This is a genomic window from Amycolatopsis pittospori, from assembly GCF_013870525.1.
Lineage (GTDB): Bacteria > Actinomycetota > Actinomycetes > Mycobacteriales > Pseudonocardiaceae > Amycolatopsis > Amycolatopsis pittospori.
In genome coordinates this window covers 30,285-54,169 of record NZ_JACBXD010000037.1, presented here as the reverse complement: position 1 = coordinate 54,169, position 23,885 = coordinate 30,285, and the positions used below count along the sequence as shown (strand labels likewise).

At 70.7% G+C, this 23,885-nt stretch carries 3 protein-coding genes; 1 reads left to right on the top strand and 2 read right to left on the bottom strand.

Annotation, left to right across the window (positions count from 1 at the left end):
• Positions 1 to 60 precede the first annotated feature (60 nt).
• Complete coding sequence (locus H5J31_RS21365) at positions 61 to 1,146, top strand: iron-siderophore ABC transporter substrate-binding protein (RefSeq protein WP_181774390.1); 1,086 nt, start codon at positions 61 to 63, stop codon at positions 1,144 to 1,146.
• Between the two features lie 159 nt (positions 1,147 to 1,305).
• Here the strand turns inward: H5J31_RS21365 and H5J31_RS21360 are convergent, their stop codons facing one another.
• Entirely contained in the window at positions 1,306 to 1,515 is a 210-nt protein-coding gene (locus H5J31_RS21360; protein WP_181774389.1) for an MbtH family protein, read from the bottom strand.
• A complete protein-coding gene (locus H5J31_RS21355; RefSeq protein WP_181774388.1) occupies positions 1,512 to 23,885 on the bottom strand; it encodes a non-ribosomal peptide synthase/polyketide synthase in 22,374 nt (7,457 codons plus the stop codon). The genes H5J31_RS21360 and H5J31_RS21355 overlap by 4 nt, the downstream gene beginning before the upstream one ends.

Below are 23,885 nucleotides of genomic sequence, written 5' to 3'. Positions count from 1 at the left end.
GGCAAACCTGCATTCCGATTAATCCGGCTCGCGCCGGCCGCTGATCACGAAGGACGGACGATGTCCCGAATCCCCACCCTTTCCGCCGTGCGCGGACGCCTCCGGACCACCGGTGTACTGGCGTCCGCACTGGTGCTGGCCGCTTCGCTCACCGCGTGCGGCGGTGGCAGCGAGCCGGCCGCCCCGGCCGGGCAGAACGCCGCGGCTCCCGCGGTCGACGCGAACGCGTTCCCGACGACGATCGAGCACAAGTACGGCAGCACCACCGTCACTCAGGAGCCGAAGCGGGTCGTCACGGTCGGCCTGACCGAACAGGACGCGCTGCTCGCCCTCGGCGTCGTCCCGGTCGGCGTCACCGAATGGCTCGGCAAGTACCCCGGCACCATCGGCCCGTGGGCGACCGACAAGCTCGGCGGCGCGGCGCTGCCCGAGGTCCTCAAGGACGTCGACGGCCCGCAGTTCGAGAAGATCGCCGCGCTGAAGCCGGACCTGATCATCGCGCTGTACTCCGGCCTGACCAAGGAGCAGTACGACAAGCTGAGCCAGCTCGGCGTCCCCGTCGTGGCACAGCCGAAGGAGTACAACGACTACGGCATCCCGTGGCAGGAGGCGACCAAGAAGGTCGGCCAGGCCGTCGGTCGCGCCAAGAAGGCCGACGAGCTCGTCAAGGGCGTCGAAGACAAGTTCGCCCAGGTTCGCAAGGACCACCCCGAATTCCACGGCAAGTCCGGCCTGATGGCCACCACCTACGAGGGCTACTTCGTCTACGGCAGCCAGGACCCGCGCTCCCGCCTGCTCGAATCGCTCGGCTTCAAGCTCCCCGCCGACCTCGACTCGGTCATCGGCGACAAGTTCGGCGCGAACATCAGCGCCGAACGGACCGATCTCCTCGACCGCGACGCGCTCGTCTGGCTCGTCGAAACCGAGCCGAAGGCAAAGGAACTCCTCGGCAAGGACGCGCTGTACAGCGGTCTGAAGGTGTCCAAGGAAAAGCGCGACGTCCTCATCGAGAACGGCGGCACCTACGGCAGCGCGATCTCCTTCGCCACCGTGCTGACCGTGCCGTACGTGATCGACCGGATCGTCCCGCAGCTCACCGCAGCGGTCGACGGCGACCCGAAGACCGAGGTCAAACCGGCCAACTGACCACTCCTGGAAAGGAACAGGGCCGCGAGCTTCCCGCTCGCGGCCCTGTTTCGTGCTCGGGCGGTCAAAGCGGCGGTGATGCGTCGGTACAGGTGGTCGTGAGTGGCGATTCGGGTTAGAACCCGAATCGCCACTCACGACCAACTCGGCCCAAGAGGGTCAGGACTCCATGGCCTTCACCAGCGAAGCGGGCCGCAGGTCGGTCCAGTGGGTCTCGACGTACTCGAGGCACTCCGGACGCGCGGCCGGGCCGAACTTCGTGGTCCAGCCCGCCGGGACCTCGACGAACTCGGGCCACAGGCTGTGCTGCCCCTCGTCGTTGACCAGCACCAGGTACGAGCCGTCGGGGTTCTCGAACGGGTTCGTCATGCCTTGCTCTCCTTCTGTTCTCCGTCGTCAAGCGAGTCGAGCCGGACCGCCCGCCGGGCGAGCGCGTCCAGCGCGGTGAACCAGGCCTCCGCCAGTTCCCGCACCGATCCTTCGGTCAGTACGGCGTCCGGCCAGGACCAGTACGCGCTCAGTTCGGGACCGCCGGGTCGGTCCTCGGTCAGCGCGTTGATCGTGAGGGCGTGCGACACCGGCATCCCGTCGTCCGCCCCGAGGTCGGCCGCCTCGGCTTCCGCCGCGTACGACCAGTCGGTCGCTTCGGGGACGCCGAACCGGCCCATGTAGTTGAACTCGATCTGCGGTTTCGCGAACGCGGCCAGCTCCGGGCCGGTCCGCGGGTTCAAGTACCGCAGCAGCCCGTGCCCGACACCGGCCACCGGCAGCCCGTCCAAGTGTGCCCGGACCCGGTCGAGCGCGACACCGGCGGCGGGTCCGCCGTCGAACGCGTCGTCCAGGTCGAGGTCGCCGAGGTCGAGGCGGACCGGGACCACGCTGGTGAACCAGCCGACGGTCCGCGAAAGGTCCGCGCCGCCCGCCAGTTCCTCTTCACGGCCGTGGCCTTCGAGGTCGACGAGCACCGCCCTGCCCTCGTCGCGGCGCCAGCGGGCGACAGCGAGCGCGAGGCCGGTGAGCAGGACGTCGTTGATCGTCGCCTGGAACACCGCGGGCACCCGTGAAAGCAGCGGAGCGGTGCGTTCGGCGGGCAGGGTCAGCGACAACGCCTTCACCGTGCCCATCACGTCGCGCCCGTGGTCGAGCGGCCGGTCCAGCGGGATCGGGTCCCCGCCGCCGACGACCGACTTCCAGAGCTCCAGTTCGCCTTCCCGGTCCTGTGCCGACAACGCCTCCGACCACCGGCGGAACGACGTGTCCACGAAGGACAGTTCCGGTTCCCGGCCGGCGGCGACCGCTTCCCACGCGGAAGCGAAGTCCGGCAACAGGATCCGCCACGACACCCCGTCGATCACCAGGTGGTGGATCAGCACCAGCAGCCGGCCGGTGCCCGACGCGCCGGCGTCGAACCAGGTCACACTCACCATGGTCCCGGCGTCCGGATCGAGCCGTGACCGGGTCGGTCCGGCATGCTCCTTGATCACCGCGAACAGCTCGTCGCCTTCCCTGCCTTCGATGTCCACGCGTTCGATCAGGCCCGCGACGTCGCCGGGCGGAGGCACCCGCAGCGCCCAGCCGTCCACCGATCGGTCGAGCCGGGCGCGCAGCATGTCGTGCCGCGAGAGCACCGCCCCGAGCACCGCGGTCACCTGCTCGCCGGTCATCCCGGACGGCGTCTGCAGCAGCGCCGCCTGGTGGTATCCGGCGATCGGCCCGCCCAGTTCCCGCAGGGCGTGCATGATCGGCGTCAGTCCGACCGTGCCGGTCCCGTCGTCCGCCGGACCGGTCGCCGCGACCACCTCGGTGGCGACTTCGGCGAGTGCCTCGACGGTACGCCCGGAGAACACCTGACGCGGCGAGATCCGCAACCCGGCCGCCCTCGCGCGGCCGACCAGCTGCATCGCGACGATACTGTCCCCGCCGAGGGCGAAGAAGTCGTCGTCCACGCCCAGCTCCGGGACGCCGAGTACTTCGGCGAACACCGCGCACAGCGTCTTCTCGCGGTCGGTCTCCGGCGCGCGGCCTCCGGCCAGCTCCGCGTAATCCGGGGCGGGCAGTGCCTTGCGATCCAGCTTCCCGTTGGACAGCACCGGAAGCGCGTCCAGCGTGACGAACGCCGCCGGGACCATGTAGTCCGGCAACGACTCCATCGCGAACCGGCGCAGGTCGGGGGAATCCATGGTGGTCACGACGTAGGCGACCAGCTGTTTGACCCGGGGCCGGTCCTCACGTACCAGGACGACAGCCTGCGCCACGTCCTCGTGCCGCTCCAGCACGGCTTCGATCTCGGCCGGTTCGATCCGGAAGCCGCGGATCTTCGCCTGGTCGTCGGCCCGTCCGCCGAAGTCCAGCCTGCCGTCCGCGGTCCACCGCGCCAGGTCGCCGGTGCGGTACATCCGCTCCCCCGCCGGACCGAACGGGTCGGCCACGAACCGCTCCGACGTCAACGCCGCCCGCCCGAGATAACCCCGGACGAGACCGGCCCCGGCGAGGTAGAGCTCACCGGTGACGCCTGGTGGGACCGGCCGCAGCGCGGCGTCCAGCACATACGCCCGGGTGTTGGCGACCGGACGGCCGACCAGCGGCTTCTCGCTGTCGCCGATCCTCGCGACCAGCGCGTCCACTGTGGACTCCGTCGGGCCGTACAGGTTGAAGGCCTCGGTTCCGTCCAAAGTGGCCAGGCGACGCCACAGGCTCTCGGGCACCGCCTCGCCGCCGACGCCGATCACCGCCAGCGGGCACCGGTCGCCGTCGAGCAACCCCGCGTCCGCCATCTGCGCGAAGAACGACGGAGTGACCTCGATGAAGTCGAAGCCGTCGCGATCGATCATCGCGGCCAGCAGTTCGGGGTCGCGGCGGGTCTCCTCGTCCACGATATGCACCGCGTGCCCGTCGAGCAGCCACAGTTGCGGCTGCCAGGAGGCGTCGAAGGAGAACGACCACGCGTGCCCCACCCGCAGATGCGGCTTGCCGGTGGCCTCGACCGCGGGGCGGTGCAGCGTCGCGCGATGGCTGTGGAACAGGTTCACCACACCGCGATGCGGGACGACGACACCCTTGGGCGTCCCGGTCGACCCCGAGGTGTAGATGACGTACGCCGGGTGTTCCGGGGAAAGCGGGCGGATGCGGTCGCGGTCGGTGAGGTCGCTCGAAAGCCGGTCTTCGGTGCTGAGCGCGCAGAGCACCAGCGTCTCGATCTCGGTCCGCGGCAGCGACTCCAGCAGCTCGGGCTCGGTCAGGATCACCTTGGGCCGCGCGTCGGCGAGCATGGCCGCCAGTCGCTCGGCCGGGTAGTCCGGATCGAGCGGCAGGTACGCCGCCCCCGCCTTGTGGACGGCGAGGATCGCCAGCAGCACGTCCGCCGAACGGGGCAACGAGAGCGCGACGAAGTCCTCCGGCGCGACCCCGTGGGCGACCAGCACCCGGGCGAGCCGGTTGGCGCGTTCGTTCAGCTCCGCGAAGGTCCAGGTGACGTCGCCGGACACCACCGCCGTCGCTTCCGGCGACCGCCGGGCCTGCGCCTCGAACAAACCGGCCACGGTGGACGGTTCCACGACGAGCGCCGTGTCGTTCCAGCCGTGGACGATCCGGTCGAGTTCGGCCTCGGCGAGGATGTCGATCCGTCCGACGCGGACGTCCACATCGGACACCATCGCGGCCAGCACCCGTTCCATCGCCACCGGAAGCCGTTCCGGCATCCCCTCGTCGAAGAGATCCGCGCGGTATTCGGCGGTGAGCTTCAGCCTCTCGCCCGGTTCCACCGCCCAGGTGAGCGGATAGTGCGTGGAGTCCTCGTGGCGCACGATCTCGCCACGCAGTCCGCTGCCGGTCTCGTCCTCGTCCGCACCCGGGTAGCTCTCGAAGACCATCAACGTGTCGAACAGTTCGCCGAGTCCGGCGCCGCGCTGGATGTCGGCGAGCCCGAGGTGCTGATGCGCCATCAGGCCGGATTGTTCGTCCTGAACGCGGTCGAGGAGCGCACCCAGCCGCTCGGCGGGGTCGACCGTGATCCGGACCGGGACCGTGTTGATGAACAGGCCGATCATCCGCTCGACCCCCGCCAGTTCGGGCGGGCGCCCGGCGATGGTCGCGCCGAAGACGACGTCGGACCGGCCGGTCAGCTTGCCGAGCACGAGGCTCCACGCGGTCTGGACGAGCGTGTTCAGTGTCAGACCCCGCGAGCGCGCGAGTTCGGCCAGCGCCGACGTCGCCTGCTCCGGCAGTTCCAGCGCAAGGCGTTCCGGCAGCGCCGGGACCCGCTGCGGGTCATGCGGGACGACGTGCGTCGGTTCGGTCAGGCCGTCGAGCGCCTGCCGCCAAGCGACTTCGGCGGCGTCGCGATCCTGGTCCCCGAGCCAGCCGAGGTGGTCGCGGTACTGCCGGGCGGGCTCCAGGCTCGCACCGGCGTAGAGCTGCGACAGCTCCGCGAACAGTTGCGGCACGGACCAGCCGTCGAGCAGTACGTGCTGGTGGGTGAACACCAGACGATGCCGCTCGTCCGGCAGTGCCAGCAGGAGGAAACGCAGCACCGGGGCGGCCGCCGGATCGAACCGGCGCCGGTCGTGGGCCATCTCCGTCTCGACGTCGTCGGCGGAGGGCACGAAGCGCCAAGGGACCGTGACCGAACGCGCGACCAACGCCACCGGGCGGCCGGAAGCCAGGTAGCGGTACCCGGTGCGCAGGACGGCGTGCCGATCCATCAGTGCCTGCGCGGCGTCTCGCAACCGCTCCGGGTCGAGCGGCCCTTCCAGGTCGAAGGCGACCTGAACCGTGTAGACGTCCGGTCCGTCGCCGTCCATCGTCGCGTGGAAGAGCAACCCGGACTGCAACGGCGTCAGCGGCCAGACCTCGGCCGTATCCGGTGCCGCTTCGAGGATCTCGGCGCGTTCGGCAGCGTCGAGTTCCACCAGCGGCTTACCGCTGGACGAGGCCGGCGCGTCGAGCCTGACCGAGCAGGCCTCGGCCAGTGCCGCGACGGTCCGGTGCCGGAACACGTCCCGAGGACTGAGCAGCAGACCCGCTCCCCGCACCCGGCCGACCAACTGCATCGCGACGATGCTGTCGCCGCCGAGACGGAAGAAGTCGTCGTGGATACCGACCTTCCCCAGTCCCAGGACGCCGGCCACGAGCGAGGCGAGCAGTTCTTCCCGTTCGGTACGCGGCGTGTCGTCGGAGACTGCCTCCGCGAAGTCCGGGGCGGGCAGCGCCTTGCGGTCGAGCTTCCCGTTGGGGGTCAGCGGGAACTCGTCCACCACCACGAACGCCGACGGCACCATGTACTCCGGCAACGCGGTCTCGGCGAGACGTCGTGCCTCCTCGACGTCGGCCTGGCCGGCGAGGTAGGCGACGAGCCTGCCTTCGCGCAGGAGCACCCGGGCCGGAACTCGCCGGGACAGCACGGATTCGATCTCGCCGAGTTCGATCCGGAACCCGCGCAGCTTGATCTGGTCGTCGGCGCGGCCGAGGTATTCGAGCGCCCCGTCGGCACGCCATCGGGCCAGGTCACCGGTGCGGTACATCCGCTCCCCCGCGGTGAACGGGTTCGCGATGAACCGTTCGGCCGTCAAACCGGCGCGACCGAGGTAGCCCCGCGCGAGTTGCGTGCCCGCGAGATAGAGCTCGCCCGCGACACCGGGCGGGACCGGGTTCAGCCGTGCGTCCAGCACATAGGTGCGGGTGTTCCACACCGGACGCCCGATGGGGACGGTGTCGTCGACGACCTCCCACGAGGTCACGTCCACCGAAGCTTCCGTAGGCCCGTAGAGGTTGTGCAGCGGCACGTCCACGCGGGCGGCCAGTTCCGGCGGCAGTGCCTCGCCGCTGCACAGGACCCGGCGGACGCCGTGCCACCGCGGCTCCTCCGCGAGGAACGCCTGGAGCATCGAGGGGACGAAATGCAGCGTCGTGATCCGCTGGTCCCGGATCAGCTCCTGGAGGTAGCGCGGATCGCGGTGGCCGTCCGGTTTGGCGACCACCAGGGTCGCGCCGGCGACGAGCGGCCAGAAGAACTCCCACACCGACACATCGAAACTCGACGGCGTCTTCTGCAGAACCCGATCATCGGCGGTCAGGCCGTACTCGTCCTGCATCCACAGCAGGCGGTTCACGATGCCCTTGTGGGGCACCACCACGCCCTTCGGACGTCCTGTCGAACCCGACGTATAGATCACGTACGCCGGAGCGGACGGATCGACCGTCCGGCCCAGATCCGCACCGGAGTAGCCGTCGAGAGCGGGAAGGGTGTCGAGAACTACCGTGGGGGAAGCGTCTTCGAGCATGAACGCCAGCCGGTCGGCCGGATAGTCCGTGTCGAGCGGCAGGTAGGCGCCACCGGCCTTGTGGACGGCGTACAACGCGACGACCAGTTCAAGCGACCTCGGCAGCGACACCGCGACGATCGACTCCGCGCCCACGCCCTGCTCGACCAGCCATCGGGCCAGGCGATTCGCCCGCTCGTTCAGCTCCGCGTAGGACAGCGTGGAGTCCTCGAACACCAACGCGGGAGCATCCGGAGTCCGTGCCACCTGAGCCTCGAACAGCTCCGGCAGCGTCGTCGCCGGGACGTCGTGCGTGGTGTCGTTCCAGCGTTCGAGCAGCGCGCGCTCGTCCTCGTCGACGACGTCGAGCGCGCCGACAGTGATCCCGGGATCGACGGCCACCTGGTCCAGGACGGCGACCAGCCGCCGCGCGAACGCCTCGGCCGTGGCGTGGTCGAACAGGTCGGCGCTGTACTCGATCGCACCCGAGATCCCGTTCGTGTTCTCCAGGAACGCGAATTCGAGGTCGAACTTGGCGATGCCCTGCGCGAAGTCCTCTCGGTCCGCCCGCAGCCCGGGCAGCTCCAGGCCTTCGCCGGACTCGGGCAGGTAGACCACCATCACCTGGAACAACGGGTGCCGTGCCAGCGACCGTTCCGGGTTGACCGCGTCGACCAGGCGCTCGAACGGCAGCTCCTGATGCTCGAAGGCGGCCAGGTCCGCCGCGCGCACGCGCGCCAGCAGGTCGCCGAACGCCGGGTCGCCGGACAGATCGGTCCGCAACACCAGCGAGTTCACGAAGAAGCCGACCAGCGACTCCAGCCGTTCGTCGGTGCGGCCGGAACTCGGGGCACCGAGCGGGATGTCGTCCCCGGCGCCGAGCCGGTGCAGCAACGCGGCGACCGCGGCCTGGGCCAGCATGAACATGCTGACGTCGTGCCGTCGCGCCACCTCGCGCAGACGTCCGGTGAGCACGTCATCGATCGGGAAGGTGACCAGGCCGCCGCGGTGACTCGCCTCGGCCGGACGCGGACGGTCGGTGGGCAGGGTCAGCTCGTCCGGCAATCCGGCCAACGCGTCCCGCCAGAACTCGAGCTGTCCGGCTGACGTCGATTCCAGTAGTTCGCGCTGCCACAACGCGTAGTCCGCGTACTGGACCGGGAGTTTTGTCCATTGTGGAGTCTCGTTGGCGAGCCGAGCCGCGTAGGCCGTCGCGAGGTCGTTCATCAGCGGTCCGCGCGACCACTCGTCCGTCGCCACGTGGTGCAGCACCAGCAGCAGGACGTGCTCTCGCGGTGAGACGGCGAAGACCGTCACCCGGATCGGAAGGTCCTCGTCGAGTGCGAACCCGCGCCCGGCTTCGGCGGACAGCTGGGCTGGGAGGTCTTCGGCGGCCACGAACGTGACGTCCGGCCGCGCATCGGCGAGAACATGCTGCGACGCAACACCTTCCTCCTCGACGAACACGGTCCGCAGCGTCTCGTGCCGCTCCACGACGTCACCGATGGCCGCACGCAAGGCATCGGCATCCAGTTCGCCGTGCAAACGCCAGGCGAGCGGGATGTTATAGGTCGGCGTGCTCCCCTCGAGCTGGTACAGGAACCACAACCGTTGCTGCGCGGGCGAAAGCGGCAGCACCTCGGGCCGCTGCCCGGCGGTCAGGGCCGGACGGGCCGACGGTGCCGCGAGCCGCTCGGCCAGGGCCGCCACTGTGGGCGCGTCGAACACGTCGCGGACCGACACTCCCGCGTCGAGACCGGCGGTGATCCGGCTGACCAGCCGCATCACCAGCAGCGAATGCCCGCCGAGCGCGAAGAAGTCGTCATCGATCCCGACACTCTCCACACCGAGCACGTCAGCGAAGAGCGCGCACAACGCCACTTCGCGCGCGTTCCGCGGTTCACGGCCTTCAACGGTCGCGAACTCGGGTGAAGGGAGAGCTTTACGGTCGATCTTGCCGTTCGGGGTCAGCGGGATCTCGTCGAGGACGACGATCGCCGACGGCACCATATGCTCGGGCAGCTTCGCGGCCACCTCCGTCCGCAGGCCGCTGTCGGACCCGACGACGTAAGCCACCAACCGGTCTTCCCGGGCCACGACCACGGCACGCGTGACGGACCCGGAAGCGGTCAAGGCCGCCTCGACCTCACCGAGTTCGACCCGGAAGCCGCGGATCTTGACCTGGTCGTCGACTCGGCCCAGGAACTCCAGCACGCCCTCGCCGGACCAGCGGGCGAGGTCGCCGGTGCGGTACATCCGCTCCCCCGCGGTGAACGGGTTCGCCACGAACCGCTCGGCGGTCAGCCCAGGCCGGGCGAGGTATCCGCGAGCGAGCTGGACTCCGGCGAGGTAGAGCTCACCGGGGACACCCGGCGGAACCGGGTTGAGCCGCGCGTCCAGTACGTAGGTGCGCGTGTTCCACACCGGACGTCCGATCGGGACGGACGGTGTCGTCTCCGCACCGGCGGGCCAGGCGGTGACGTCGACCGAAGCCTCTGTCGGGCCGTAGAGGTTGTGCAGACCGTCGCCGAGGACGTCGGCGAACCTGCGGGCGAGGCCGGAAGGCAATGCCTCGCCACTGCAGAGGACGCGACGGAGGCCGGTGCAGCCGGCCGCGGCCGGTGTCTCCAGGAACAGGGCCAGCATCGACGGGACGAAGTGGACGGTCGTGATCCGGGCGGCGCGGATCAGCTCGGCCAGGTAGACCGGGTCCTTGTGGCCTTCGGGTTCGGCGACCACCAGCGTCGCGCCGGTGACGAGCGGCCAGAAGAACTCCCACACCGACACATCGAAACTCGACGGCGTCTTCTGCAGAACCCGATCATCGGCGGTCAGGCCGTACTTGTCCTGCATCCACAGTAGACGGTTCACGATGCCGGAATGGGGCACGACAACGCCCTTGGGACGACCGGTCGAACCCGACGTATAGATCACGTACGCCGGAGCACCCGGATCGACGACCCGGTCAAGATTCGCACCGGAGTAGCCGTCGAGTTCGGGGAAGGTGTCGATGACGACGGCGGGAGCCGCGTCTTCGAGCATGAACGCGATGCGATCGGCCGGGTAGTCGCGATCGATCGGCAAGTAGGCGCCACCCGCCTTGTGCACCGCGTACAAGGCCACGACCAGCTCGATCGACCGCGGCAACGACACCGCGACGACCGACTCCGCGCCCACGCCCTGCTCGACCAGCCACCGGGCCAGCTGGTTCGCCCGCGCATCGAATTCCGCGTAGGAGAGCTCGGTGCCCTCGAACACCAACGCGGGGGCATCCGGAGTCCGCGCCACCTGAGCCTCGAACAGCTCCGGCAGCGTCGCGACCGGCACCTCGCGAGCAGTGCTGTTCCACTCGGTCACCCGCGCGAGCTCGTCCCCGACGAGGACGTCGAGCGCGGCGACCGGCCGGTCCGGCTCGGCGGTGACCTGCTCCAGGACGGACGTGAGCCGGGTGAGCAGCCGCCCGGCGGTCGCCGCGTCGGCGAGGTCTTCGGCGTACTCCAGCATCAGCGTGGCGGTGTGCTCGTCGTCGACCATCGTGAAATGCAGGTCGAACTTGGCCATGCCGGTGTCCATCTCGAACCACTCGGCGGGCAGGCCGAGCACGTCGTGGGCACCGCTCTGCCGGTGGTAGCCCACCATCACCTGGAACAGCGGAGTACGGCCCGGCCTCCGGGGCGGGTTCAGTTCCTCGACGACGCGCTCGAACGGCAGATCACCGTGCGAGAACGCGGCGAGGTCGGCCTCGCGCACGCGATCGAGCAGTTCGGCGAACGTCGGCTCGCCGGAGAGATCGGTGCGCAGCACCAGGGTGTTCACGAAGAAGCCGACGAGGTCGTCGAGTGCCGCGTCGGTGCGCCCGGCGATCGGGGCACCCAACGGGATGTCGTCGCCGGCGCCGGTCCGGTGCAGCAGCACGGCGACCGCCGCCTGCAGCACCATGAACGGACTCGCCCCGGACCCGGCGGCCAGGTCGCGCACCGCCGCCGACAACGTGGCGGGCAGCGGCGACTTGGCCTTCCCACCCCGGCCGGTCGGGCGGAGCGGCCGCGGCCGGTCCAGGGGCAGCGTCAGCTCGTCCGGAGCGCCACGCAGGGAGTCCGCCCAGAACGTGACCTGTGCGGCGCCGCGCTGGTCGAGGAAGTCCTTCTGCCACAAAGCGAAGTCGGCGTACTGGACGGGCAGGTCCGTCCACACCGGACTCGATCCGGCGAGGCGCGCGTGATACGCCGAGGTCAGGTCGCCCAGGAACGGGCGGTCGGACCATTCGTCGGTCGCGACGTGGTGCAGGACGAGCGAGATCACCTGGTCCTCGGCGCCGAGCCGCAGAACCCGCAACCGGACCGGGATCTCCCGCGCCAGGTCGAACGGCGTCCGCGAGAGTTCGGCGACGCGGGCGTCCAGTCCGGCCTCGTCACAGTCCTCGACGGTGAACGGGATCTCCGGCGCGTCGAGAACGTGCTGGTAGGGCTCGCCGTCGTGCTCGACGAACACCGTCCGCAGAACCTCGTGCCTGCCGAGCACGTCGCCCAGCGCGGCCCGCAGGGCTACGAGATCGAGGCGGCCGCGGAGCCGGAACGTCAGCGGGAAGTTGTACGCGACCGCGTTCGGTTCCATCCGGTCGACCAGCCAGAGACTGCGCTGAGCCGACGAAAGCGGGACCCGGTCCGGGCGCTCCACCCGGACTACCGCCGGCCGCGCGGGTTCGCCGCCGCCCGCGCGGGCGGCCAGTTCGGCGACCGTCGGCGCCTCGAACAGATCGCGGATGGCCAGTTCGGCCCCGAGTTCGGTCCGCGCCCGGCTGATCAGCCGGGTCGCGAGCAGCGAATGGCCGCCCAGATCGAAGAAGTCGTCCTCGACACCGACGCCGTCCAGCCCGAGGACCTCGGCGAAGAGCGCGCACAGCGTCTCTTCCTCGACGGTCTCCGCCGGACGGCTCTCGGTGAGCCGCACGGCCGGATCGGCGTCCGGCAGCGCCCGTACGTTGAGCTTGCCGTTGTCCGTCAGCGGCAGGGCGCCGAGGGTGACGAACGCGGCCGGGACCATGTAGTCCGGCAGTTCCGTCTTGAGCCGGTCCCGCAGACGTTGCACCAGCTCACCGCCACCGCGGGCCGACGTCGGGCTCGTGGCGTACTTGGTCAGGTTCGTACCGACCGAAACCGGCTGATGCACCCCGGTGACCAGTGCGTCCGGCTGTCCGTCGTGGACGAACACCGCGTCGAAGGCGCCGTCGGCCGACCAGGTGCAGTGCACCCGGAACCCGAGCCGGGCGCCTAGTTCGTGCACTTCCTCCGGCTCGACACCGCCACCGGTGGCACGGAAGCGTTCGAGGACGTCGATGAGCGGGGCACCGGCGTCCAGTGCCCGCATCGCCTCGACCTCCGACGCCTGCCGTGCGTCCGGGATCCGGCTCACCCGCAGCGTCTCCGCGTCCGCGAGATGACGTTCCAGCGACGCGAGCGAGCCCACCGAGTCCCACGTCAGACGCGGTGCCCGCGCGACCGACAGGGTCTCGGCGGGTTCCTTGACCAGGACCGCGTCGTAGCGGTACCGGCTCAGCTCGTTGTGCAGGCGGGCACGTTTGATCCGGACCTGCGCGGCGACATCCGGCAGTCGCCGGGCGAGCGCGGTGAAGTAGTCCGGATCGATCAGCAGTTCCTTCTCCAGGGCGGCGCCGCGTTCGATCGCCCGCCGCAGCTGGGCGACGTCGGACGTCGCGTCGGCGCGGGTGAGCTGGATCGCGGTGTGGAACGACCGCGCCAGCCGCAGGTTCCGCACGTCGCCGACGAAAAGCGCGCCGCCGGGGGCGAGCAGGCCGATCGCCTTCGTGATGACGTCGGTCAGGTAGTCCACGCTCGGGAAGTACTGGATGACGGAGTTGATCACGATGGTGTCGAAGCGGCCGGCGGGCAGGCCGTCGAACACATGCGCCGGCTGGGCGCGCAGGTTCACCTTGGCCGCCAGCGCCGGATCCTGCTCCAGTTCCCGGTTCAGCTTCGCGATCACCGGCGCGGCGAGGTCGGTACCCCAGTACTCCCGCACCAGCGGCGCGATCTGCCCCATCAGCAGACCGGTGCCGACGCCGATCTCCAGCACTCGCTCCGGCTTCAGTTCGGCGATCCGCTCGACGGTGGCCCGCCGCCATTCCCGCATATGCTCCAGCGGGATCGGGTCGCCGTCGTAGCTGGAGTCCCAGCCCGCGAAGTCCTCGGTGAACAGCGCTGTCGGGATCTCGGTGTACTCGTCGGAATAGATCTGCCGCCATTCGCCGACCTGGTCGGCCTCCGCCTCTGCCCGCGCGTCCCCGCTCAGTTCGGCCGGGACGACGTAGCCGACGAGCCGTTGCAGGCCGGGCGCCGACGGGTCGGGCCGCGCGATGACGGCCGCCTGCGCGACCTCCGGGTTCCGGCTCAGCGCGGTCTCGATCTCGCCGAGTTCGACGCGGTAGCCGCGGATCTTGACCTGGTCGTCGGTGCGGCCGAGGAAGTCGAGGTTCCCGTCCGGGCGACGGCGTACGAGGTCGCCGGTGCGGTACATCCGCCCGCCCCCGGTGGCGAACGGATCCGCGACGAACCGTTCGGCGGTCAGGCCGGGACGTCCGAGATAGCCCCGGGCGAGTCCCTCCCCCGCGATGTAGAGCTCACCCGCGACACCGTCCGGGACGGGCCGGAGCCAGGCGTCGACGATGTACGCGCGGGTGTTCCAGATCGGCATTCCGACGGTCGGGGTGTCACTGTCGGTCGTGCCGCCGCCGAGGGTGTTGATCGTGTACTCGGTGGGGCCGTACAGGTTGTAGCCGTAGGTGCCGTCGGTGTCGCGCAGCCGGTTCCACACCGACTCCGAGACCGCCTCGCCGCCCAGCAGCACGAGCGCGGGCCGGTGCCCGTCCAGTAGTCCTTCTTCGATCAGCAGGTGGGCGTACGTCGGCGTCACGTTGATGACGTCGACCTCGTGCTCGTCGCAGTAGGCCACGAGCGCCCGCGCGTCCCGCCGCAGTTCCTCGTCGCAGACGTGGACCTCGTGCCCCTCGACGAGCCACAGCAGCTCTTCCCAGGACATGTCGAAGGCGAACGACACGGTGTGCGCGATCCGCAGGCGCCGTCCGCCCGCCGACGCGATGGCCGGGGCGAAGATCGCGCCCTGGTGGTTGAGCTGCATGTTCGTCAGGCCGCGGTACGGCGTGACGACGCCCTTGGGCTTGCCGGTCGAGCCGGACGTGTAGATGACGTACGCCGGGTGCTCCATACGGTCCGCGCGGCCTCGCGCGAACAGCGGGCGCTCGGCGTCGGAGATCGGGCCGTCGTCGAACGCCCTGTCCTCGTGCTCGTCGACCAGGACCCGCGGCGTGGCCTCGGGAAGCGTCGCCGAGACGTCCTTGGTGGACACGAGACACAGCGGTGCCGCGTCCTCCAGCATCACCGCGAGCCGGTCGGCCGGGTAGTCCAGTTCCAGCGGCAGGTAGGCCGCGCCGGTCCGCAGCACCGCGAACAGGGCGACGACCATGTCGATCGAACGCGGCAGACCGAGCGCGATCACCTGCTCCGGCGCGGCGCCCTTGGCCAGTAGCAGCCGCGCCATCCGGTTGATCCGCGCGTCGAGTTCGGCGTAGGTCAGTTGTTCCGCGCCGAACACCAGGGCGGTCGCGTCGGGAGTCCGTTCCGCCTGGACGGCGAGCAGATCCGCGATCGTGTCCTCGATCACCGGATGCTCGGCTTCGGCCCAGCCCGCCTCCAGCGCGGCACGGTCCTCGGTGGACACCGTCGCGAGCGCGCCGACCGGTTTCGCCGGATCGTCGATGAGCTGTTCGACCAGCGAGGTGAACCGGTCCAGCACCGAAGCGGCACCGGCCGCGTCGATCACGTCGTCCCGGTAGGACAGCGTGAACCGCATTTCCTCGCCCGGGGTCACCACGAGCGTCAGTGGGTAGTGGGTCGCGTCGATGTTGAGCAGGTCGGTGATGCCGTGCCGGTGACGAAGCCCGTCGCGGCGCTCGTCACCGTCGGCGTTGCGCAGCACGAAGAGCGTGTCGAATAAGACGCGATGCCCGGCTTCCCGCTGCAGGACGCCGAGGCTCATGAACTCGTACGGCGTCAGGTCCATCCGCTCGGACTGCAGCCGCCGCACCATGTCCAGGACCGGTTCGGCCGGGTCGAGCCGGATCCGGGTGGGCACGGTGTTGAGGAACAGGCCGATGGTGTTCTCGATGTCGGGTACGGCGGCTGGCCTGCCCGCGACGGCGGCGCCGAAGACGACGTCGTGGCGGCCGGTCATGGTCGACAGGACCAGGCCCCAGGCGGCGTTGAGCACGGAGTTGACGGTCAGCCCGTGCCGTCGCGCCTGGTCCCGAAGCCTGCGGCTGAGGTCGCCGGACAGGACCGTGTCGAGGTCGACCGGGGTGGCCGGGACCAGATCCTGGCCTTCCGGCCCGACGACGGTCGGCTCGGCGAGCCCGGACAGCGCCTCGCGCCACGCACTCGTGGCGACTTCGATGTCCTGCCGGTCCAGCCAGCGCAGGAAGTCCACATAGGACCCGGGGCTGGGCAGACTCCGGTCGTCCCCGCCGAGGTCGTACAGCTCGAACAGCTGCTCGATGAACAACCACGCCGACCAGCCGTCCCACAACAGCAGATGCCGGTTCAGCACGACACGGTCGCGCCCGTCCCCGAGCCGCACCAGCTTGAGCCGGAACAGCGGCGGGGCGCCGAGGTCGAAGCGCGTCGCGCGGTCCTCGGCCATCAGTTCTGCCAAGCGTGTTCGCCGTTCCTCTTCGGACAGCTCCGAGAGGTCCACTTCGGACAGTGGGGGTTCGACCGCGGCGGCGACGAACTGCACCGGGCCGCGCAGTCCTTCGCTGGTGAACCCGGCCCCGAGGCTCGGGATCCGGCGGAGCAGCGCGGACACCGCCGACCGGAGGCGCTCGGCGTCCAGGCGGTGATCGAAGTCGATCGCCTCCTGGATCGTGTAGATGTCGACGCGGTCCGAGTTGTAGCTGGAGTGGAAGAACAGGCCTTCCTGCAACGGCGACAGCGGCCAGACGTCGGCCACCGGCACGGGGCTCGACCGTTCGACGCGGTCGATCTCCTCCTGGGTCAGCGACACCAGTTCGAGGTCGGACGGCGTGAGACCCACGTCCTCGCCGGTGCGAGCCGTCGCGAGTTCGGTCAGTGCGGCGACCCAGCGGTCCGCGAGCGCGACGGCGTCGGCAGGCCCCGCGAACGTCGCCGTCAGCCTCGGCCCGGCTTCGGTGTCCTCGCAGACGGCCCCGATCCGCAGGACGTGGTCACCGGGCGGCGGCACCGCCGGACGTCCGGCGACCTGCCACTCCCCCGCGCCGGCCGGGACTCGGCCGTCGTATCGCAGCGCGATCCCCGGCCGCGCGAACCCGGCGAACAGCGACGCGGTCTGGGCGTTGAGGTAACGCAGGAGCCCGTATCCGCCGGGGACCTCGCGCACGGTCTCCTTGACCGCCTTGAGCAGCGACGGCGGCTCGCCGGTGGCGCTGATCCGCACCGGATGCGCCGAGGTGAGCGCGCCGATCGTGTCCGGGAGATCGTTTACCCGGGCATGGACGTCGACGAGGAGGTCACCCTCGACGGCGGACTTGAGCGCTGCCAGGAGGACGTCGGTCACGTCTCCGTGCGCCGAGGACGGCAGCGCCTCGACCAGCGCCCGAGTGTCCTCAGTGGACAGACTGATCGTGCGGTCGGTCATCACGCCGGTCACGGGAACCGCGTAGGCGCCGGGCGCCAGGGTCTCGGTCCAGTGTTCGATCTCGCCGAGCAGCGCGGGATCCTGCGCGCCTTCGGTGATCCGGCGAGCGATGGTCCGCAGCGACGTCCCGACAGGAGCGAATACGGGAGCCCTGCCGCCGGTCACGGCCCGCCAGGCGGCGGCGAGATCGGCCGCCAGCCTCGTCCAGCTTCGCGCGTCGAGCAGAACCGGGTGTGCGATCAGGAGGAGCCTGCCCGGCTCGTCACCGGCGTCGAACCAGACCGCCTGCAACAGCGTGTCGACCAGCCGGTCGACGGCGGCCTCGTACTCCGCTTCCTGCGAATCGGTGGCGCGGCGGAGCAGGTCCGCGGCCGAGACCGTCCCTTGTGGACGTGTTTCGAGCGACCACAGCACCGAAGCGACCCGCGACAACCGGAGACGCAGACCGTCGTGATGGTCGAGGACCAGTTGCAGGGCCGCCGCGAGCGTCTCGACGTCGGCACCGGACGGCGTGCTCAGCACCACCGACTCGGGCTGCGCCGCGGAACCCAGTTCCCGGAGGCGGAGGACCTCGGGCAGAAGCGGGACGGCGCCGACACCCTCGGCATCGGCCACCGGTCCCGGCTCGGCCTGGGTGAAGGAGGCGGCGAGCGCGGCGGGGGTCCGGAGTTCGAAGACGTCCTTCGGGCTCAGTTCGAAGCCCGCCCGGCGCGCGCGGCTCGACACGGCGATGGACGAAATGCTGTCGCCGCCCAGCAGGAAGAAGTCACCGTCGGCACCGACCCCGTCGAGACCGAGGACGTCGGCGAAGATCGCCGCGAGCGCGCGTTCCCGCTCGTCACCGGGCACCGTCGGCGCAGGCGTGGCGATCTCGGGCGCGGGCAGCGCCCGCACGTCGAGCTTTCCGCTGGGGGTCAGAGGAAATTCGTCGAGGACCACGAACGCCTGCGGGACCATCGGAGCGGGCAAGGCGTCACTCACCGCCGCTCGCAACCGCTCCGGATCCGCGCCACCGGCCACGTAGCCGACGAGTGCGCCGTCCTTCGCCACCACCGCCGACGCCGTGACGCCGGGCTGCGCGGCGAGAACGGCCTCGATCTCGCCGAGTTCGATCCGGTTGCCGCGGATCTTCACCTGACGGTCGGTGCGGCCCAGGTACTCGATCTCGCCGTCGGCGCGGCGCCGGACCAGGTCCCCGGTCCGGTACAGCCGCTGCCCCGGTTCGCCGAACGGGTCGGCGACGAACCGTTCGGCGGTCAGACCGGGACGCCCGTGATAGCCGCGCGCCAACTGGACACCGGCGAGATAAAGCTCGCCCGCGACACCGTCGGGCACCGGACGGAGGTAGCCGTCGAGGACGTGCGTCCGCATGTTCCACACCGGACGCCCGATGGGGACAGTGATCCCGTCGGAGCCGGTGGCGTCGAAGAAGGTCGCGTCCACGGCGGCCTCGGTCGGCCCGTAGAGGTTGTACAGCGGAACACCGACGAGCGAACGCCAGCGGGCGGAGATCTCGCCGGGCAGCGCCTCACCACCGGCGAAGACCCGCCGCAGCGAGCGAGCCCTGCCGAGCTCTTCGATGACCTCCTCGCTGCCGAGGAACACGGCGAGCAGGGAGGGGACGACCTGCAGGGTGGTGATCCCCCGGTCCCGGACCAGCCGCGCGAGATAGGCCGGATCGCGGTGGCCGTCCGGTTCGGCCAGCACCACCGTGGCGCCTTCGCACAACGCCCAGAAGAACTCCCAAACGGACGCGTCGAAACCCGATGGCGTCTTCTGCAGTACTCGGTCCGAGGCCGTGAGCCGGTACTCGTGCTGCATCCAGGCCAGATGGTTGACGGTCGCGCGATGTGTGACGGCCACACCCTTCGGCCGTCCTGTCGAGCCGGAGGTGTAGATCAGGTAGGCGGTGTTGTCCGGTCCGGCGGCGGTGCCCTGGACATCGTCGACCGCGGTCTCGCCGGTCACGGAAACGTGGGTCAGCCCGGCGACGGCGGGGATCCGCGAGGCAGACCCGGGTTCCGAGACCACGAGCCGCGCACCGGAATCGGCCAGCATGTATTCGAGGCGATCGGCCGGGTAGTCGAGGTCGATCGGCAGGTAGGCGGCCCCGGCCTTGAGCACCCCCAGGAGGGCGACCATCAGCTCGGCCGACCTCGGCACGGCGACGGCCACGATCTCCTCGGGACCGGCTCCGAGGGAACGCAGCCTGCGCGCCAGGCTCTCCGCACGCGCGTCGAGGTCCGCGTAGGACAGCTCGGTGTCCTTGAACACCACCGCCGTCGCGGACGGCGTCTTGGCGACCTGTTCGGCGAAGGCCCCGGCCAGCGTGCGCTCGGGCACCGGATGCGCGGTCGCGTTGAGTTCGGTCAGGCGCCCGCGTTCGGCGGGCGACAGCAGATCGACGGCCGCGATCGGCAGGCCGGGGTTCGCGGTCAGCGTCTCCAGCAGGCGGGCGAACCGCTCCGCGAGCTGCCCGGCCGCGACCGCGCCGATCCGGTTCGCGTCGAACTTGAGGGTGAACTCGAGGTCATCGCCGGGTGTCGCGCTCACCGCGACCGGGTAATGCACCGCGTCGGTGACCTCGACGCCGGTGAGGCGCAGGGTTCCGGAGGGCTCCTCACGCGGGAAGTTCTCGACTGCCACCAGGGTGTCGAACAGGTCTTGCCGCCCGGCACCGGCGAGACGCTGCAGTTCGCCGAGGCCGAGATGCTGGTGCTCCAGCAAGGACGCCTGCTCGTCCTGCAGCCGCCGCAGCACCGCGGCGACGGTTTCGGACGGGGACCAGCGCAGCCGCACCGGCACCGTGTTGATGTAGAGGCCGACCGCCGACTCGATCCCGGCGGCACCGGTGTCCCGCCCGGAGACCGTGCAGCCGAACAGCACGTCGTCCCGGCCGGTAAGCCCGCCGAGCACCAGGCCCCAGGCACCGTGCAGGACGGTACCGAGGGTGAGACCGTGCGCTCGCGTCATGGCGGACAGCTCCGCGGTGGCCCGCCCGCCGAGGTTCAGACGCACTCGGCCCGGCTGTGGTGTGGTCGCCGGCGCCTCGATCAGCCGGGTGGGTTCGTCCACTCCGGACAGCGCGTTCCGCCAGGCTTCCCGCGAGGCCTCGTGGTCGCGGGAAGCGAGCCGCCGCAGGTGGCCGGCGCGGGTGTCCGGTTCAGGAAGCGCGTCCACCTCGGGGTAGCCGGCCAGCAGTTCGCGGAGCAGCACCGCGACCGACCAGCCGTCGGCGATGACGTGGTGGAACGTGAGCGCCAGCTTGGCGCGGCCCTCACCGAGGCGGGCGAAGGCCGCCCGCAACAGAGGCGGCCGGGCGAAGTCGAACCGGCGCGCACGATCGACTTCGAAGGCTTCCGCGGCGTCTTCGGCGGTCACTTCGCGCCACGGCAGTTCGGCGTGCCGGGTCACCGTCTGGACGACCTGGCCGCCGTCGAGCTGCCGGAAACCGGACCGGAGCGAGGAGTACCGGTCGAGCAAGGCCTGCAGCGACCGGCGCAGCGCGTCGGCGTCGACATCGCCTTCGAGGTCCAGCACCTCCTGGACCGTGTAGACGTCGGCGGCCGAGCCGCCTTCGAACTCCGCGTGGAAGAAGAACCCTTCCTGCAACGGGGTCACTGGCAGGACGTCGGCGTATTCGGCGAGCGACGCGCGTTCGGCGTCGGTCAGCTCCAGCAACGAGCGATCGTCCACAGTGGATTCTCCGGGGACGACGTCCGCGCATTCGGCGAGGGCCTCGGGCGTCCGGTGCCGGAACACCTGGCGCGGGGTGATGGCGAGGCCGTGTTCCGCCGCGCCGAGCACCAACCGAATGGACAGGATGCTGTCGCCGCCGAGCGAGAAGAAATCGTCGTCGGCCCCGGCGGACGGCAGGCCGAGCACCCTCGCGACGACGTCGCACAGGATCCGTTCCCGCTCGGTACGCGGCGCCCGGCCCGTGGCGGCGGCGCCGAAGTCCGGCAACGGCAGCGAAGTGCGGTCGAGTTTGCCGTTCGGCATGATCGGCAGGCGTTCCAGTTCGACGAACGCCGACGGCACCATGTACTGCGGCAGCACCGATTCCGCGTGGGTCCGCAGCTCCTTGAGCAGCGACGGCGATCCGCCCGCTTCCGGGACGACGTAGGCGACCAGTCGCCGGTCCCCCGGCTTGACCTCGCGCGGAACGACGGCGATCCGCTCGACCCCGGCCCGAGCCGCGAGCGCGGATTCGATCTCCCCGGGTTCGATGCGGAACCCCCGGATCTTGACCTGGTGATCGGTGCGGCCGAGGAAGTCGAGGTTGCCGTCGGCGCGCCAGCGGACCCGGTCGCCGGTGCGGTACATGCGTTCGCCCGCGCCGGCGAACGGATCGGCGACGAAGCGCTCGGAGGTCAGGCCCGCGCGTCCGGCGTAACCCCGCGCGAGTCCGCGGCCACCGACGTACAACTCTCCTTCGACGCCGACCGGGACCGGCCGCAGCGCGGTGTCGAGGACGTAGCAGCGGGTGTTCGGATCCGGCCCGCCGATCGGGATCGGCCCGGTCCAGCCGGGTTCGGCCGCCCACAGCGTCGAGTTCACCGTCGCCTCGGTCAGCCCGTACGCGGCCACGACCCGCAGATCCTCGGCCCAGCGCGCGATCAGTTCCGGCGGGACGGTCTCGGTGCCGACGATCAGCACCGCGCCCTTCGGCAGTTCGCAGTCCGGTGGCAGCGCCGCGACCAGCGACGGTGGCAGGATCATGTGGGTCGCGGCGTTCGCGGTGATGTAGCCGGTCAGTTCGACGCCCGCGACACGGCGATGCGACGGGACCACGATGACCGTGCCGCCCACGCACAGCGACATCACCAGATCCCAGACCGTCACGTCGAACCCGGTCGAGGCGAACTGGACGACCCGGCTGTCCGGGCCGATGCCGATACGTTCGGTCGCCGTGCTGATCAAGCTGCCGATCCCGTCGTGGGACAGGACGACACCCTTCGGCTTCCCGGTCGAACCGGAGGTGTAGATGACGTACGCGGCCCTGTCCAGCGTGATCCCCGCGACGTCCACAGTGGACGCATCGAGGGTCGCGAGCTCCGCGACGACCGCGGGATCGTCCAGCAGTACGCGTTCGACGTCCACAGTGGACGGAAGCTGCGCCGCCTCGTCCCTCGTGGACACCACGATCTCGGCACCGGCGTGGGACAGCATGTAGGCGATGCGGTCTTCGGGGTGGTCGAGGTCGAGCGGGAGGTACGCGGCCCCGGCCTTCATGACGGCCAGCAGGGCGACGACCAGATCGGCCGAACGCGGCATCGCCACGGCGACGACGTCCTCGTCGGAGACACCTCGCCGCCGCAAGAGCCGGGCCAGGCGATTGGCGGCGGCGTCGACCTCGGCGTAGGTCAGCCGGACGTCCTCGCAGACGACGGCCTCGGCGGCCGGCTTCCGCGCCACGACCCGGGCGAACGCCTCGGGCCAGGACACCTCCGGCGCGTCCGCCGCCACGGCGGTCCCGAAGTCGTCCAGCACCAAGGCGCGTTCCTCGGCGGAAAGGAGGTCGACGGAGGCCAGCGGCAGATCCGGCCGCTCCAGCAGGGCGTCCAGCACCGCGGTGAACCGGCGCCGGTGCTCGGCCAGCTCCTCGTCCGAGGAGACGGCCGCGTCCGCGTCGAAGTCGAGCCGCAGGCCCCGGCCCTCACCGTCGTCGTACGCGGCGATGGCCACGTCGCTGATCGGCCCGAGTTCGAGGTTGTGCACGGTGGCGCTCGCGTCGCCGAACGCGAGTTCGGCGTCGACGGCCATGAAGTTCACGCTCAGCCCGACGAGTTCGTGCACTCCGCCGCTCGCGCCGAGTTCGCGCGCGAGGTCCTCACCGCGATACCGGCTGTGCGTCAGCAGCGCGGTCACCTTCGCCGCGACCTGGGCGACCAGCTGAGACGCCGTCATCTCGGGCCGCACGGTCAGCCGCAGCGGGAGGACGTTCGACGTCATGCCGGGCTGCTCTCGCAGCTCACGGGTGGTGCGAGCGGTGACCGGCAGACCGAGCACCACGTCTTCGGCACCGGTCACGCGATGGGCGTAGGCCGCCACCGCGGCGATCGTGACGCGCGACAGCCGCGTTCCCGAGTCCAGCGCCAGCTTGCGCAGGCGCCCGGTCTTCGCCGTGGGCAGCTCCCAGGAGTGCCGGCGCAGCCGGACCGGACCGGACGAGGCGCGTTCGAGCAGCCGTACGGGATTCGGCCTGCCCGCGAGTTCGGCGAGCCAATACGCGCGGTCGGCCGCACCGTCGTAAGCGGCTTCGGCGTCAGGCAGTCCCGAGAGCGGCCAAGCGACCTCCTCCGCGGTCCCCGCGTACAGCTCGGCCGCGCGGCGCGCGAGCACCGCCTGGCCGTAGGCGTCCATCACCAGGTGGTGATAGCGCTGGAACCAGCGGACCCGGTCCTCGGCCAGCACCAGCAGCGCGTGCGCGGTGAGCGGGCCCCGGCCGAGGTCCGCCACGACGGCCAGTTCCGCCCGCATCCACTCGTCGGAGGCGCCTTCCGGGTCCGGCTCGCCACTGAAGTCGAGAACGGCGACCTCCCCCGGAGTGGCGGGCCGCTGCACCGGCGTCCCGTCCTCGTGGTCGACCGTGACGTGCAGGCATTCGGCCTCCGCGACCGCCCGCCGGACGGCGTCGCCCAGCCGGCCCAGGTCGATCCCGCCGCGGAGATCGGTGAACCAGCCGATCGTGTAGACCGGGTCGGCCGGGTCGAGCTGCTGAGCCAGCCAGATCCCCTTCTGGGCCGAAGTCAGGGGAAAGCCGCGGGTCAT